General features: G+C 58.7%; 16 protein-coding genes and 1 tRNA gene. 11 read left to right on the forward strand and 6 right to left on the reverse strand.

Going from position 1 to position 12,857, the window contains the following annotated elements; all coding sequences use genetic code 11:
* Window positions 1-337: 337 nt before the first annotated feature.
* Window positions 338-410: transfer RNA gene (locus PLANPX_RS11070), tRNA-Ala, on the forward strand.
* Between the two features lie 452 nt (window positions 411-862).
* Window positions 863-1,117: a DUF1580 domain-containing protein gene (locus PLANPX_RS28415; RefSeq protein ID WP_420844080.1), complete on the forward strand. Its 255-nt coding sequence runs from the start codon at window positions 863-865 to the stop codon at window positions 1,115-1,117.
* 128 nt (window positions 1,118-1,245) lie between these two features.
* Here the strand turns inward: PLANPX_RS28415 and PLANPX_RS11080 are convergent, their stop codons facing one another.
* Window positions 1,246-2,253, reverse strand: a complete 1,008-nt coding sequence (locus tag PLANPX_RS11080; protein ID WP_152098792.1) for a formylglycine-generating enzyme family protein — start codon at window positions 2,251-2,253, stop codon at window positions 1,246-1,248.
* 217 nt (window positions 2,254-2,470) lie between these two features.
* On the opposite strand from PLANPX_RS11080, the gene PLANPX_RS11085 reads away from it, so the two are divergent.
* Entirely contained in the window at window positions 2,471-2,920 is a 450-nt protein-coding gene (locus PLANPX_RS11085) for a hypothetical protein (RefSeq protein WP_152098793.1), read from the forward strand.
* A gap of 22 nt (window positions 2,921-2,942) precedes the next feature.
* On the opposite strand, the gene PLANPX_RS11090 is transcribed toward PLANPX_RS11085, so the two are convergent.
* On the reverse strand, window positions 2,943-3,611 hold the full coding sequence (locus PLANPX_RS11090; RefSeq protein ID WP_152098794.1) for a hypothetical protein: 669 nt from the start codon (window positions 3,609-3,611) through the stop codon (window positions 2,943-2,945).
* A gap of 132 nt (window positions 3,612-3,743) precedes the next feature.
* Between PLANPX_RS11090 and PLANPX_RS11095 the strand changes: the two genes are divergently transcribed.
* The 5 genes from PLANPX_RS11095 to PLANPX_RS11110 all read left to right on the forward strand — a co-directional run bounded on the left by PLANPX_RS11095 (window position 3,744) and on the right by PLANPX_RS11110 (window position 6,230).
* A complete protein-coding gene (locus PLANPX_RS11095) occupies window positions 3,744-4,043 on the forward strand; it encodes an Imm32 family immunity protein (RefSeq protein ID WP_152098795.1) in 300 nt (99 codons plus the stop codon).
* A 53-nt stretch (window positions 4,044-4,096) separates the two neighbouring features.
* Window positions 4,097-4,294 carry a hypothetical protein gene (locus PLANPX_RS11100; RefSeq protein WP_152098796.1) on the forward strand — a complete coding sequence of 66 codons (198 nt, stop codon included), beginning with the start codon at window positions 4,097-4,099 and terminating at the stop codon, window positions 4,292-4,294.
* Between the two features lie 116 nt (window positions 4,295-4,410).
* The gene (locus tag PLANPX_RS11105) at window positions 4,411-5,226 is read left to right on the forward strand and encodes a hypothetical protein (RefSeq protein ID WP_152098797.1); all 816 of its coding nucleotides are present in this window, start codon (window positions 4,411-4,413) and stop codon (window positions 5,224-5,226) included.
* A gap of 39 nt (window positions 5,227-5,265) precedes the next feature.
* The gene (locus PLANPX_RS27970) at window positions 5,266-5,502 is read left to right on the forward strand and encodes a hypothetical protein (protein WP_232536376.1); all 237 of its coding nucleotides are present in this window, start codon (window positions 5,266-5,268) and stop codon (window positions 5,500-5,502) included.
* A 155-nt stretch (window positions 5,503-5,657) separates the two neighbouring features.
* Window positions 5,658-6,230 carry a hypothetical protein gene (locus PLANPX_RS11110; RefSeq protein WP_152098798.1) on the forward strand — a complete coding sequence of 191 codons (573 nt, stop codon included), beginning with the start codon at window positions 5,658-5,660 and terminating at the stop codon, window positions 6,228-6,230.
* A gap of 826 nt (window positions 6,231-7,056) precedes the next feature.
* Here the strand turns inward: PLANPX_RS11110 and PLANPX_RS11115 are convergent.
* Both PLANPX_RS11115 and PLANPX_RS11120 read right to left on the reverse strand, forming a co-directional pair.
* Window positions 7,057-7,842, reverse strand: coding sequence for a PEP-CTERM sorting domain-containing protein (locus PLANPX_RS11115; protein ID WP_152098799.1), 786 nt, complete (start codon window positions 7,840-7,842; stop codon window positions 7,057-7,059).
* A gap of 244 nt (window positions 7,843-8,086) precedes the next feature.
* Window positions 8,087-8,569, reverse strand: a complete 483-nt coding sequence (locus tag PLANPX_RS11120; RefSeq protein ID WP_172991988.1) for a PEP-CTERM sorting domain-containing protein — start codon at window positions 8,567-8,569, stop codon at window positions 8,087-8,089.
* A 562-nt stretch (window positions 8,570-9,131) separates the two neighbouring features.
* On the opposite strand from PLANPX_RS11120, the gene PLANPX_RS11125 reads away from it, so the two are divergent.
* From PLANPX_RS11125 to PLANPX_RS11135, 3 genes are all read left to right on the forward strand, one after another.
* The gene (locus tag PLANPX_RS11125; RefSeq protein ID WP_152098801.1) at window positions 9,132-9,395 is read left to right on the forward strand and encodes a hypothetical protein; all 264 of its coding nucleotides are present in this window, start codon (window positions 9,132-9,134) and stop codon (window positions 9,393-9,395) included.
* A 37-nt stretch (window positions 9,396-9,432) separates the two neighbouring features.
* Window positions 9,433-9,657, forward strand: coding sequence for a hypothetical protein (locus PLANPX_RS11130; protein ID WP_152098802.1), 225 nt, complete (start codon window positions 9,433-9,435; stop codon window positions 9,655-9,657).
* 246 nt (window positions 9,658-9,903) lie between these two features.
* Window positions 9,904-10,590 carry a PEP-CTERM sorting domain-containing protein gene (locus PLANPX_RS11135; protein WP_152098803.1) on the forward strand — a complete coding sequence of 229 codons (687 nt, stop codon included), beginning with the start codon at window positions 9,904-9,906 and terminating at the stop codon, window positions 10,588-10,590.
* A gap of 173 nt (window positions 10,591-10,763) precedes the next feature.
* On the opposite strand, the gene PLANPX_RS11140 is transcribed toward PLANPX_RS11135, so the two are convergent.
* Together PLANPX_RS11140 and PLANPX_RS11145 are read right to left on the reverse strand one after the other, a co-directional pair.
* Complete coding sequence (locus tag PLANPX_RS11140; protein WP_152098804.1) at window positions 10,764-11,366, reverse strand: Dps family protein; 603 nt, start codon at window positions 11,364-11,366, stop codon at window positions 10,764-10,766.
* An 89-nt stretch (window positions 11,367-11,455) separates the two neighbouring features.
* Window positions 11,456-12,586: a cupin domain-containing protein gene (locus PLANPX_RS11145; protein WP_152098805.1), complete on the reverse strand. Its 1,131-nt coding sequence runs from the start codon at window positions 12,584-12,586 to the stop codon at window positions 11,456-11,458.
* Window positions 12,587-12,857: the final 271 nt, after the last annotated feature.

Here is a 12,857-nt window from a genome sequence, read left to right on the forward strand (position 1 = left end):
CCGCTCGCTGGGGTGATCGGTCCAGTCTGGAGAGCGTTGGGCTGCGAGCCAGCCGGTTCCGGCTCCTGAATTTCTTGCTCCTGGGCCGCTCGGGATATAATTGTCGCGCCGGTTGCGACAGCCGCCGGCAGAAAGCTCCGGCTGGCACGCATTGCCGGCCGATCAATCGAGGCAAGGCCAGTGATTTCGGCGGAATTTGGCCGCGACAGCCCACTTTCCGGGCGGTTGGCGAGCCGGCGACCGTCGAAACGAGGCGTCAAGCAACCCCCGGGTGCGTTGACAGTCTTCGCAAGGCCTGATAATTTCGGCTTTCTGGCAACAACCTGTTGCCGCCCAAGGGGGATTAGCTCAGTTGGGAGAGCGTTTGGCTGGCAGCCAAAAGGTCATCGGTTCGAACCCGTTATCCTCCACTTTGACGTAAGTCATTGCTAACTCATGCTTAAAGGCCGCTTGCCCGGACGGGGCAACGCGGCCTTTATTCGTGAAGGGGCGCGAAAGGTTCCACCTTGTCTCTTAGAAAAGGAGATCCGCACTAGGCCGCGTCTAACTCAGGCGATTCCCAGTATCGCCTCCACCGCCAATCCGGGCAGGCAATTGTTACGCTGCACGGGCGTGACCATCTTTTCGGGCCGTATAAATCAGCGGCTAGCAAACTTCTCGACGACCGCCTCGTCGCCGAATGGCTCGCGAACGGCCCGCAGCCGATCGTTTCTGCCGAGGACGGGATCACGATCACTCAACAGATTGCCCGCTATTGGTATCCCGCAGGCTAACCACTGCGGGGCTCTCTCAAGTCCTCCGAATAGCTCGCAATTAGTCGCTGTCGCCTAGCGCCAGAATCTCTCCTGCCTGCCCTCAAGCCATAGAGCGAGTCACTGGGCAGCGCCCCCGCCAAATGACGCTGCATCGTTGGTTTCGTTGTAACTCTCACGGCGTGAAGCTTAAGACGCTCGTTTGTGGCGGCCGTCACATGAGTAGCGTGCCCGCCGTGAAGCGATTCTTCGAAGTAGCTACTGCTGCCAGCGATGGCGTGACAGAACGGCCAGTTCGCACGAATCGTCAGCGTGAGGCAGCGATCGCCAAAGCCGAGCGAGAACTCAACAAGGCCGGGATCTGACTAGCCTCAACTCGGTCAGTGCCTGCGCCGAAAAGCCCGGCTCCCGCTTTGACGGAAAATCTAAACGGGAACTGGGCGTGGACTCACGCCAAGCCGTTAGCATCGCTGAGCCGCGGAACCTGTAGGGACTAGCAGGTTAGCTCGTCATCCCTTTTCCGAAAGAACAGACCTGCAACAGCCATCGCCCCCAGGACCGCTGCGCCTGGTTCCGGAACAGTTGCCACGCGAAAACCAAATGTTTCATGACCGAACATTGGATGGGCCCAGTTCCGCCAATCGACCTGCATTTCTGGATATCCGCCCATGGCTGAGCTGCCCCGCAGGTCGCGTGCGAAGCCAGGCCCCACCGATTCGTTCCATTCTTCTACATTGCCGTCTTGGTCGAATGTTCCATAGGGGCTTGCGGCCTGCGTGTAAGCGCCCACATCGGTGAAGAGAGCGCCGGGGATGGGGCTCGTCGACCCGCTCACGGCATAGCCGTCGTTGAAGCCGTTCGCCAGTCCATCGTCATTGAAGTAATTCGCGGCGGATGGGTTGTCCGCCGGTTTGTCGCTAATCGGAATGGCGTTGCTGCCGGTGGGGAAGTCGAAGTAGACGCCGGCCGTGCCGGCGGTTGAATCGTGGTACGCCGCCTTGTACCACTCGTCTTGGCTCGGAATCCAAAACTTGGCGTTCGCCGAACGCACCTCGTCGATGCCGCTGCCGATCGTGTAAACGCCCGACTCCGTACCGCCGTTGCCTTGGCCGTTGTGCAGCCAGTTGACGAACCGCATCGCATGAAAGAACGACACGGAACTGACAGGCTGCTGCTCACGGCCAGCTCTCGCGACATACCGGGCGCCGTCTGTCGCGCCGGTCTTCTCGATGCCGCCGTTGACGCCTGCCATGCTTGCGTAGAAGAGGCCTAGGGCGTTACTGCCTGCGGGGTCTACCTTATTGAGAAACTCGACGTACTGGGCATTGGTGACTTCAGTTTTGGAAATCGAATAGCTGTACGCAACGGCTCCAAGTCCCGTCCGAGGATCGGCCGCGTTGCCGGCGTTGCCGACGTGAGCGAAGCTGAACGAGACCGCGTGGGCCGGCGTCGCCCAAGAGGCCACAAAGGCGGAGAGAATCAACGCTGCGGTAAGTCTCATTAGTCATCCTCTCAAAGGCGTTGTCGAAAAACTTTCGCGTTCCAGGCTGGACGAGATAGGTTGTTAGTGTATCACGAAGTCGCAAGCCGAGGGAAGAAGTCATTCGGACTGCATGTGCCGGACGTTGAGCGACTTTCACGCAAACGATTGCCGAAGTAAGTAGCGGAGACGCGTCGAGTTTCGAGAACGAAATGCTGACTTAGCTATCGTGAACGCCATGACCGCCTACCTCCGCTACGCCCTGGCGACAACCTGCTTCGTGCTGAGCGTGGCGTGCTTGGGGCTATGGGGGTGGGCTTCAGCCGACCGTGACTTTTACTGGAGTTACCCACTGGCCTCAGAGAAGGTCGTGGTGCAGTCCGCTAACGGCATGGTCACTTTAGGGAAAATCCCGTCCTTCTCGCGGCGGTCAGGGATAGAACTGTATTTTTTTAACGTCCGTGAAGAGGCGAGATTCGAGAAATTGGGCTATCCCGAAGGCGGCGATGAGAAAGTTGGGTGGTTCGGGGCTGTTGGGCCGTTCTATTACTTTCCCCTCTGGTATCCAATACTCGTCTTCACTCTCGCCGGCATCGGCGCCCTCCGCCTCGGCCGCTTCACGCTCCGCTCGGCGCTTATCGCCACGACGGTTGTGGCGGGGCTGCTGGGGATGGCGGCGGCGTTGTAGGAAGTCGTCGGAGGGAGACGGCTCACAGATCTACGCGTTCGCGCCTTCTCGCGCAAACGAACAAGCCGAAAGCCATCAAGGACACTCCCGGCGGTTCAGGTACGGAAGTGAACCGCAGGTAGTCAAACGAGCCAAAGAGGCTGCCCTGGGGGCTTGAAAAAGCCCGCGCGTATCCGATGTCTGCAATCGGGCGCGAGATGCTGAGCGTCGCAACCTGCTGTCTGCCGAGTGGCGGGGAAAAGACGGTTTCCAGCAGCGTTCCGTTGGGGCTGAACACTTCGAGCGTGCCGATCGCTGAAGACAAATCGCTTCTTCCAATGACGTCCACAGAAACAGAACTCGCTGCTCCCATGAACTGCATGGCGATTTGTCTCGACTCTGGCGTGAAACCGATGAGATAGTGGCCGAACGACTTGGTTCCCGTTGACGTGTAATATCCCCCAAGGACTGAGTCATTCGTCAGCGCGGTGACGGCAATAATGCCAGGGTCTGGAAAGACGCCGAAGTCCGTTGGAAAACTTGTGCTGAGGACGCCGTCGAAGATCCTGAGCTTCACGCGCGGATTCACGTCGTTTAAGACGGTCCCGTCCGCGTAATCGTCTGGTTCGATCACGAATGAGTCAGCAGCGAAAGAGGGGCCGCCGACAATCGCGATTGCGAATCCAAAAACCAGCAAACGGAAACGGATCATTAGCAACTCTCCTGAGTTAAGGACATTTACATCGATCGCATGGTCGGGCCATTCTAAACAGATTAAATGAATCCCGACAACAAAATAATCGTTCCTCTCCCGCCCGCCTCGGCGGCGGTTAGAATGGGCGGCATGGCTAGCTGGCACACCAAGAACGTCATTCGCACGCTGTCGGGCTACCTCGTCGTTGACGGAGACGGCGAGATCCGCGTCTATGGCGATCCCGAGGGACTTCGATCGCTAGGTCAGGCGCTGATCTCAGTCGCCGATTTGGACCAGTCCGCTCTGGACGACCGTGAATGTCCGCCAGACGACTCGTTCCATCAGCACTACACGATCATGCAGGCGGACGGTTCGCTTGGGGGACTCACTGTTGGCCGAGTCGATGAGAAAGCTTCCGGCCGAATACGCGACTGCTTTCCGGCAGTTTGATCTGAACCCGCCCCGGAATTCGGCGGCTCGGTCTGCTTACGAGGTCGCTCAGCATGGATGGCCGATTAATACTATCGGGAATGCCGCTGGCGACCGCTGCCATTGGCTTGTGGTTGGCGGGCCGATTTCGCGGCCGCCAACGCAAGGCGACCAAGGAAGAGAAAACTCTCGCGGCGGTCGTGTTGGCGTGGTCTGCTTTGCCGCTACTCATTTATTGCGGACTGTACTGGCTGTCGATTGAAGGCGGCTAGGTCTGCTTTTGCTGGGGAACGGCGGGTTGTGCCGCTACTCCCCTCGCAGCCGACTAGTCTGGCCGATTACAATACTTCCGATGTAGTCCGCCATGCGATTGCTCCAGAGACGTCACATGACTCGATCGCTCTTCTCGCTAATCTGGGCTCTGTCGTCAACGAGCTGTTTTGCAGCGCTCTCGACTGGATTCGAAGACTTGCAGCTGACAACGCCGACAACGCGTTACGCAACCGGAAGTTCTTTTAACTCTCAGGGAATTAAGTTTACGGTCGTCCCCTATCCGGAAAAATTGCAAGTGTCAGTAACGGGCAATAATTATGCGAAGGGCGGCGGTAAGGAACTATACATGGGAGGCGGAGTTGGCGTCGCGATATCAATTCCCCCGCAAACCACAAGCATCGGTTTTAAATTCGGTCAGTACAATTCATATAACGGCCTCACGATTAACGGTCAATCAACGTCAAGGCAGTTGTCGATTAAGTACATGAACGGCATTTCTGTCGGGGGAGTCGCCGTCTCAGTGGTAAGCTCGCCGTCTCTCGCCTATGGCACGGTGACCCTGACGGGAGCAATCGAAACGCTCACGATTGGCGGAACAGAGTTCGCCATCGACGACTTGTCAATCACGGCGCCTGTCGCCGACCCTGCGTTTGCCGATTTCAATGGGGACATGGTCGTGGACGGCACTGACTTCCTGCGATGGCAACGCAACCTCGGTAAAGCGAGCGCGACGCGCTCCGACGGCGATGCCGACAACGACCAGGACGTGGACAGAGCGGATCTCCTTGCATGGCGGTACCACTACAGCAGCGCGGTTTCGGCTGCTGAAGCAGTGGCGGTTGTCCCGGAACCCGCGGCGATCATTATGGCGATGATGGCGACGATCCCTATTGTCGCACTTTCCGGCGTTCGCCGCCCGCGGCTTGCGTAGCTTTTGCCCCGCCCGTCGCCAGCGGATATCGTGGCGGGCATGGAACGACTTGAACGCATACTCCGTTGGGTTGCATTGTTTTCCTGGGGAGTCGCTTTTGTCGTCTTAATTTTCTTCCTGCGCGATCGATCGGGCTTTCCGCTTGGATTGTCGATGAGCTTCGTCGCGGCGTTCGCCGTCGCCCTCACGCTATCGTTTGCTAGTTTCGTCGTCGAACGGGTGGCTCGCCGAAGCTGCACCAAACAGACCACAGGAAACGTCGACGATGATCGCTAAGCTTTGGTTTTCCGCTTTGTTCTGCTGGGGAACGTCATCTACCTGTGGGGTAAGGCAGCTGCTAAGTAGGCGTGATGCCGCGGAACAATTTGCGGCCGGGGAGCGGGGGCGGTAGAGTGGCCGGCTCTGAATCTCACTTGTCGAATAAAGTTCATATGGCAGATGACTTCGATCGAATCGTCGGCGCTCTCGATAGGTTCGATGAATCGCGTCTTCTTGCAGTCTGTTATTTCTGTGTTGGCGCAGTGTCGCCAGTTGTTCACAAGTGGGGCGCGCGTGAGACTACTGCCGCATTTGACGAGATCGTCGACATCTTTGGAGTCGGTGACGAAAAGATTCTTAACGAGAACTACTTAGCGAAACTAGAATCGCTTCCCGAATCAGAGCAAGATGATTCGCATAAACCTGCTTACTACGTAATGAGAGCAATCGGCGTCGCGAGTTATTGCGTGGGTGCGTCGAGCGATCGCACGCGTTTGGATAGAACAAAATCGGCGTGCGTGAGCGTCTTTAATTTAGCACGCGATTTTGACTTCGAGTGCAAAGACGACTGCGATGCAGCCGTGGTGACTGCCTGCTGCACTCTGGAGCTGGATGCCGTTGTCAAACTACTCAGTGGCTCGATGGACGATTCACAGGCTCGACGCCTCGCACGGAATCATTCAAACGCTCTGGCGAAAGCCTTTGATGATGCGTTGCCTGGAGTGGTGCGCAATCACAACTGGTAGCAGGGCGCGCCGGAGGAGCGAGTCGCCCGCAGGAGGCCATTAACGATGAACCTCTCGCCGCCGGCCGGTCGGCTAAGCTAATTGCCGCCAGCCGCTTCCGCGTATCCTCCCGAGCGGCAGTCATCGCTTTCCCGGCCGCGTTGAACGAGGCCTTCGCCATTGCCTTGATCGCCGCCGGCTCGGTGGCGTCGATCGGCCCGTTGAGCGCTACGACTCTACGGGGTCGAGCACATCGGCCGCCGCCTGGGCCTCTGGGCTAATGGTGACGGCGTCGTTGGGCGACGACTGCGGAGTCGAGCGTGGATCTGGGAAGGGGCTAGTCGGGGAAAAGAGTAGTCCATCCTCTGGGTTTGAGAGTGTTGTCGGCGGGCCAGTAATATATCGGTCACGCGCCGAATCCGCGTAATCCGCTGAGGGAATTGGATTTCCGGTTCCGCCCATGACAAGTGCTACGGCCATGTTTGCTGCCACGCGAAAAGAATGAGAGAAGAGGGACAATTGTATAGAAGCCTACTGTGCAAAATGATGCCAAGAAGCAACCGCGGGACGTTGCAAATCGTCACCGCGGAGGTCTGAAAAGATGGGTCGCACAGATTGCGCGGCGGTGCGGCTACGGCGATTGGCGCACAGAATCAGGCCAGCCGCCGGCGGGTTGCGCGAGGGGCGGCGCTGCGGGGTAGCGCTATGAGGCTCAGTCGCGGGCATTCACTCTGCGGTGCGTCAATCCCATCGCGATCGCTGCTGCGGGAGCCAGCGAAAACAGCGATGGTTCGGGGACGGCAGTCACGAAGGAACGCACCGTGAAGGAGGGCGAGCCGCGGCGGGGTTATTGGCGGCGGCGGAGGGCGGCGAAGCTCACGATAGCAACGCTGGCCAGTCCGATTGACGCGGGCTCGGGGACGGCCTCTCGTGAAATACCACTGATGGTGAAACGGGCGCCATCAAGACTGCCTTCTCTCATCGATACCGTTACCTGAGTAACGTCGCTGAAATCGACGCCAGCGTAACCGAGTTCATTGAAGGCGAAAGCGAAGTCGCCGGCAGCAGTGAACGTTTTCGTAATAGAGCCGGTGCGGATCGTGCCACCTGCATGGTCGCCGCTCTCGAATGCGACTGTTAGGTATCCAGTTGAGACAGCGGGAAAGTTGTTGGAGCGGGCGAATGTGACGCCGACTGTCACATTGTCCCACTGGGCATCGAAGTCGATTCCGCCCAAACCGTCAGTCAGGGGGGTAGTGCGGCCATAATCCAACAAGAAAACGCTCGCTTCTTTGAAGCCCAAGCGGCTCGCTGAGGAAAAGGAGATCGAATGCTCACCGCTTTGCTTCCGAACTGTGGGGAGATCCAAAAATCCTCCGCCCGAGATCGAGATGAAGCGTTCTCCGCCGAGCGTAACGGCAGGATCAATTCCGTCGGCAGCAGTTTGGTTGAGGGTGACGGGAATATTCAGCCCAGAAGGGGTCGTCGAAGTCGGGCTTAGATTGAAGCTTGTCGCGTCATCAAAGGTGTCGATTTGATCGGCGCGGAGACTTGAGGCTCCGAAGTCAGTGGACGTGATCACGGCCAGTAGGAGAGCCGTTCCCAAGCGACGATTGATAGTGGAGTGCAGCATGGAGCAGTTCCTTAGAGCGCATCAAAGGGTGCCGAAGTACGACTGAAAAGTCGTCTCCCCGTTCCGGCAGGGAGCCATGACGTCAGAATAGCGGCGGCGAGAGTTCTCCGCAAACTAATATCCTGAAATCCCGAGAATCGTGTAGAGAAACTGGGATTGAATTAGCCCATTTTCATTAACGTCGAGCAGGGAAGCCTTCGAGAGGCCCGCGATGTGAGCGGGACCCGGAGACAGACGAAGGACGCTACGCGCGACCGCGGAGGGCGGCGAGGGCGAGCAGGCCAACGCCAAGAATTGCGATCGTCGACGGCTCAGGGACAACGCGAAGTTCGCGTAGTAAAAGTCCGCGATCGCCCGAGAAGCGTGTGGCGAATTGCAGTTCGTTCAAGTGCGGAGTGAATGGCTGAACGGCGTGCAAGATCGTCAGCGAGTCGAAATTCAACTGTGTCTCACCCGGCGACGGCGTCCACCGAAGGATGTAGCCCGGCCCATTAACGTAAGCGTCGCTGACAACCGGCGCCACGGCATTGGTCGGCGAGTAGTGTGGCGATTGTCCGGCAATCGTCTTGTTGAGTAATCCGTTCTTCGAGTTGAACTGGAATTCGAAGAGGCCGTTGAGTTCTTTCAGAGTTACGTCACCAGTCGCTGGATTGTACTCAGCATACGGTGTCGCAAAGGCCGCCGACGACAAAAGGGCCACTAAGAGAACGAAGAGTAGTTGTCGCATTGCCTCTGTAGCTCCCGTGTTGTTCCCCCACGGTCTACTGCAGCTGAGCATATGCGGTCTGAAATGTCGAGTCAACAGAATTCGGACCATCTCGTGTTTGTTTCTCTTTAACCCCTGGAGGCCCGCCAATGGCACCGCGCGGCGACGACTACATCAATTTCCAAAACGTAAAATTCCGGTTTGCGAATGATACCACAGACTCCACTTCCGCTATTGCCCCGAGAAGCAGCGAAATGGCGTGCAATGGTTTGCAAACGGGGCAGGGGGCTGTAGAATGCCGTAAAGCCAAATTAAAACGCCTAAAAACAGGTTCGCGGAATTCGTCTAGCAGCCAAAAGGTCATCGGTTCGAACCCGTTATCCTCCGCTTCGACGTAAGTCGTGAATCTGTAACGCAACCAAGGCCGCTTGCCCGGACGGGGCAAAGCGGCCTTTACGCTTAACTGGCCGCAATCGATTCCGTCTTTTCTCGTTTGTAGTGCACTCTCGTGGCAGTCGAGCCGGGGCGGCGAGGCTCGTGGTCGACTTGTCGGAGCAGCCTCGCCAGCCGTTAGAATCTGGACATGCCTGAAGAACCTACTCCTGAAATCGAGCTCACCTTCGAGCCGATCCCTCAAGCTCTGGCAGATCTTGGCATCTCTGCGCAGGAGTTCGAGGCGGCTTTGGCCGTCGCGCTCGAAGCGTTCGACGACGATTCGTCGATCGAAGAGGCGCCGATTATCATCAACGGCGTCGAGCACGAACTTGTGAACGTCGCTCGCATCTTCGTGCGGGGCGAGATCCAAACGCTGCGTGAGATGTTCTCGCCTACCGACGTTGCCGATTGACCGACGCGCCGCTTGCCTTCAATGGAGGTCGTTTGCCATGAACCGACGAGCTGCCGGTATCTCGATGTGCGCGCTGGCGCTGTTTTCATTTCTTTCGCGATACGCATTCGCACTCTGGTATCCCGGCGACACTCCGACCCGCTGGGGGGCCGACGATTTCGCGACCCATGTCGGATATGTCGGTCTTGGGCCGTGGTTTGTTGCCGCGGCGCTCTTGCTGGCTGGCATCGCCTTCCTGGCGAGTGCGGAGCGAGAGTCGTAAGTTTTCACCGCGGACCAACGCCAGTCGCGAGAAAACGCGGCCCCACCAAGGCCGGATCGTACTGAACAGTTGCACCCTCGAGTTGTAAAACGGGGCGCCAAGCAACGGCGGGCAGGATTTGTTTAATCACCGACTGTTTTTGTCTGGTTTCTCTTGAGAAAAAGGAGAGTTGAAAACGATCGTCAAATCCACTACTATCTGGGCTGTCTGGTGATCCGCTTTTCAGGAATAGGAAAGGGCCGCTCCATGAGAACTGCAGCTTTGAGTCTTCTTCTCGCGTTGGCATCGACGAACGCCTTCGCAGCGCTCGTGCTCGACCAGGAATACAATCCGGGAGCGCTCGGCAAGGTCGGATCGATGACCTTTATTACTGGCGGGCAGTATAAATCACAGCAAGCTCAGACATTTACGGTCGGCGTGGCGGGCCAATTGAAGGCAGTCGAGATGTATCTCGTGAACACATCCGCCACGCAACCGCTGCAGGTGGAGTTGCGAACGACGGCTGCGGGAAAGCCGACGAGCACCGTGCTGGCTTCCGCCTCCTTGCTCCCCTCGCAGGTTCCCACGATCAGTCAAATCCCGGGAATCATCGGCGACTACACCCCCTGGGGCGGCCCGATGACTCGGTTCGAGTTTCCCGGCGTTGCCGTGACGCCGGGCGACGTGCTGGCCGTGTCGGTCAGAACCACTGATCCGCAAGTCGCTTACCAGTGGATCGTGCCGTCGATGCTGCACATCAGCGATCCGCCCTATCCCAAGTACATGGGCGGCAGCCTGTGGGAAACAAGCACGTTGGATCCCGATTGGGTGACTTCGCCGACGACCAGCGGCGTATTCCGCACGTTCGTCGACGTCGTGCCGGAGCCGGCGTCGCTGGCGCTGCTGCTGCCTGCCGCGATGGGGCTCGCTTTCGCTCGCCGTCGGACCGCCTAGCCTTGGCGGAATCGGTTGGCACGTTTCTAGTCGCCGAGGCAAATGTTTGGTCTCGGTCGGCGTCGTGATTAAAACAAAAAAGGACCGGCGAGCTTAGCTCGCCGGTCCTTATTTTCTTGTCGGCGCGGTTCAAGCGGCCGTCGGCGGGCTGCTTGCTGTAACTTTCCCTTAGATCAACCCCCGCTGTCGGCAACCGCCAGCGGCATGTTGACGAGGTGTTCCGCCAGGAACCAAGCTTGCAGTTCGTTCGGCCGGATCACGCCGCCGACGACCATATCGTTCGTGCCGTCGTCGCCGGCGTCGGCCGCTTCCTTCGCGATCGTATGGCTGAGCTGTAGCACGATCTCGTGGGCCTGCAGCAGCCGCGAGATCTGGACTGGGGCCTCTTCGCGACCTTTCGGCGGACGCGGAATCGTCGTCGTTTCGGCCACATCGTGAGCCATTGCAACGCTCAAGCCGCCGAGCGTCATGATCCGCTCGGCAATCGTGTCGACGATCTCCGACTGTTCCCCGAAGTGCTTATCGAACAGCAGATGGAGTTGGTAGAACGTCGGCCCTGAGACCTGCCAGTGGTGCTTCTTGTACATGTCTCGCAGCGTCATCGTATCGGCGAGCAACTGGTTAAGGTTGTCGACGCTTTGCTTGCGGACTTTCTCGCTCAGTGCGAGCGGCATCGCCACGACGTGGCCGAAGGCTTGGATTTCGTGGGCCTTCTGGTTGGTGATCGGGGTGGCGCGGTTGCCGGCCGTCGGGGCGTTTTTCGTAGCCGTGGTCATATTGAGTCACTCCTGAAACAAGTGATAGAGAACATTGAGCAGTTGCTAAGCATATCAGATGCCAATCTCCCCCTCGGCGTCCCTGCTAATTACGGCTTCGTAATGGCGGGCGAACGACCGGCGATGAACACGTCGCCTTGCGGGAACTTGGCGAAGAATTCCGGCGGCTTGCCAAAGTGGTCGGCTAGCAAGTACGCCGGGTTGCCCGACATCCATTGCGAAATACTGATCGCCGCGTAGACGCCTGTATTGAATGCGATCAACAGCCGCGCGGGAGTCGTCCCGGTGTTCTCGATCGAGTGGCCGTACCCTTGCGGGATGTAACCGACGTCGCCTCCTTGGAGCGTCTCCGTGCGGAAGCGACCATGGGAGCCGAACATGGTGACGCTCACCTCGCCCGAGATGACGTACTGCCATTCGTCGGCGGTCGGATGCCAGTGGAGTTCGCGGAGCGCACCCGGATCGAGATCGAGCACGACGCCGGTGATCGTTTGCGAGATCGGGAACTTATCGGCGCCGAGCCGCCACTCGCGACCCCCTTCGTGCACCGAGTGGGGCGGTTCAGAGAGCAGCGCGTACTTGTGCGTCGACTTGCTAACATTCGCTGCCGCTTGCAGCGGCGGAGCGGGCGTCGCCGGCGGTTGCTGGCCGTGGATAAAGTAAACTTCGGTGGACGGAATGCCGGCGAAGTCCTGCGCGTCGAGGCCGAGGTTTTTGGCCAGCAGTTCCTTCGGCGCGTGGCCGAGCCAGTCGGTGATACTAAACGTGCCGAACTCGCTGAAGTAGCCGTTGTCGAAAATGAGAATGAAGTGGCACGGCTTGTCGCCGAGGCACTCGATCGAGTGGGCATGCCCGCGTGGGAAGTACCAGACGTCGCCTGCCGCGAAGTCGTCAGTCTCGGAGTTGCCCGCGGGATCGACGAGCGTCGTGCGGCAGCGACCTTCCAACACGAAGGCCCACTCCGCTGCGGTGGCGTGCCAGTGGAGTTCGCGCGTCACGCCCGGCTCCAGCCGCATCGAGACGCCAGCGATCCCCTTCGAGATCGGCAGCTGCTCGACGGTCGCTTCTTTGCCGAAGCTGCCGTTATCGACGCGGCCCGTCGTCGCTTCGAGTTCAAACTTGAACGTCGGCAGCGTCTTTCCTGAAAGAAGCGGATCGGGCGTGTTGTTGCGAAATAAAAAGTCGGCGGTGGCTCGCGGCGGAATTCCGAAGTCGGTCATAGCGATTGAAATGAGCGGAAGGGGAGACTAGTTCGCCCGCGATTGGTCGCGCTGCTCGGGTTCGCGGAGGCGACCTGCTGTCGATATCGAATCGCGACGCGGTGCGAATGGAGGGGTTTTAGGTGAAGTCTACCGCTTCCGCGCGGCGGCTGGCGACACATCTGGTTTGAACGGAGCAAACGGCCAGTTGCTGCATCGTCTCGCTGGAGTTACCAGCAAACTCGTTGTTGGCGTCGCGCGGCGCGGCACTGCAGCGCTGATTCGTCTGCGT

The sequence above is a fragment of the Lacipirellula parvula genome (genome assembly GCF_009177095.1).
Lineage (GTDB): Bacteria > Planctomycetota > Planctomycetia > Pirellulales > Lacipirellulaceae > Lacipirellula > Lacipirellula parvula.

Coding starts and splice junctions, on each gene's coding strand:
- PLANPX_RS11100 (WP_152098796.1), top strand. CDS start 4,097: ATGGATGGCCGATTAATACTATCGGGAATGCCGCTGGCGACCGCTGCC.
- PLANPX_RS11095 (WP_152098795.1), top strand. CDS start 3,744: ATGGCTAGCTGGCACACCAAGAACGTCATTCGCACGCTGTCGGGCTAC.
- PLANPX_RS11085 (WP_152098793.1), top strand. CDS start 2,471: ATGACCGCCTACCTCCGCTACGCCCTGGCGACAACCTGCTTCGTGCTG.
- PLANPX_RS11140 (WP_152098804.1), bottom strand. CDS start 11,366: ATGACCACGGCTACGAAAAACGCCCCGACGGCCGGCAACCGCGCCACC.
- PLANPX_RS11120 (WP_172991988.1), bottom strand. CDS start 8,569: ATGCGACAACTACTCTTCGTTCTCTTAGTGGCCCTTTTGTCGTCGGCG.
- PLANPX_RS11110 (WP_152098798.1), top strand. CDS start 5,658: ATGGCAGATGACTTCGATCGAATCGTCGGCGCTCTCGATAGGTTCGAT.
- PLANPX_RS27970 (WP_232536376.1), top strand. CDS start 5,266: ATGGAACGACTTGAACGCATACTCCGTTGGGTTGCATTGTTTTCCTGG.
- PLANPX_RS11125 (WP_152098801.1), top strand. CDS start 9,132: ATGCCTGAAGAACCTACTCCTGAAATCGAGCTCACCTTCGAGCCGATC.
- PLANPX_RS11130 (WP_152098802.1), top strand. CDS start 9,433: ATGAACCGACGAGCTGCCGGTATCTCGATGTGCGCGCTGGCGCTGTTT.
- PLANPX_RS11090 (WP_152098794.1), bottom strand. CDS start 3,611: ATGATCCGTTTCCGTTTGCTGGTTTTTGGATTCGCAATCGCGATTGTC.
- PLANPX_RS11145 (WP_152098805.1), bottom strand. CDS start 12,586: ATGACCGACTTCGGAATTCCGCCGCGAGCCACCGCCGACTTTTTATTT.
- PLANPX_RS11105 (WP_152098797.1), top strand. CDS start 4,411: ATGACTCGATCGCTCTTCTCGCTAATCTGGGCTCTGTCGTCAACGAGC.
- PLANPX_RS11135 (WP_152098803.1), top strand. CDS start 9,904: ATGAGAACTGCAGCTTTGAGTCTTCTTCTCGCGTTGGCATCGACGAAC.
- PLANPX_RS11115 (WP_152098799.1), bottom strand. CDS start 7,842: ATGCTGCACTCCACTATCAATCGTCGCTTGGGAACGGCTCTCCTACTG.
- PLANPX_RS11080 (WP_152098792.1), bottom strand. CDS start 2,253: ATGAGACTTACCGCAGCGTTGATTCTCTCCGCCTTTGTGGCCTCTTGG.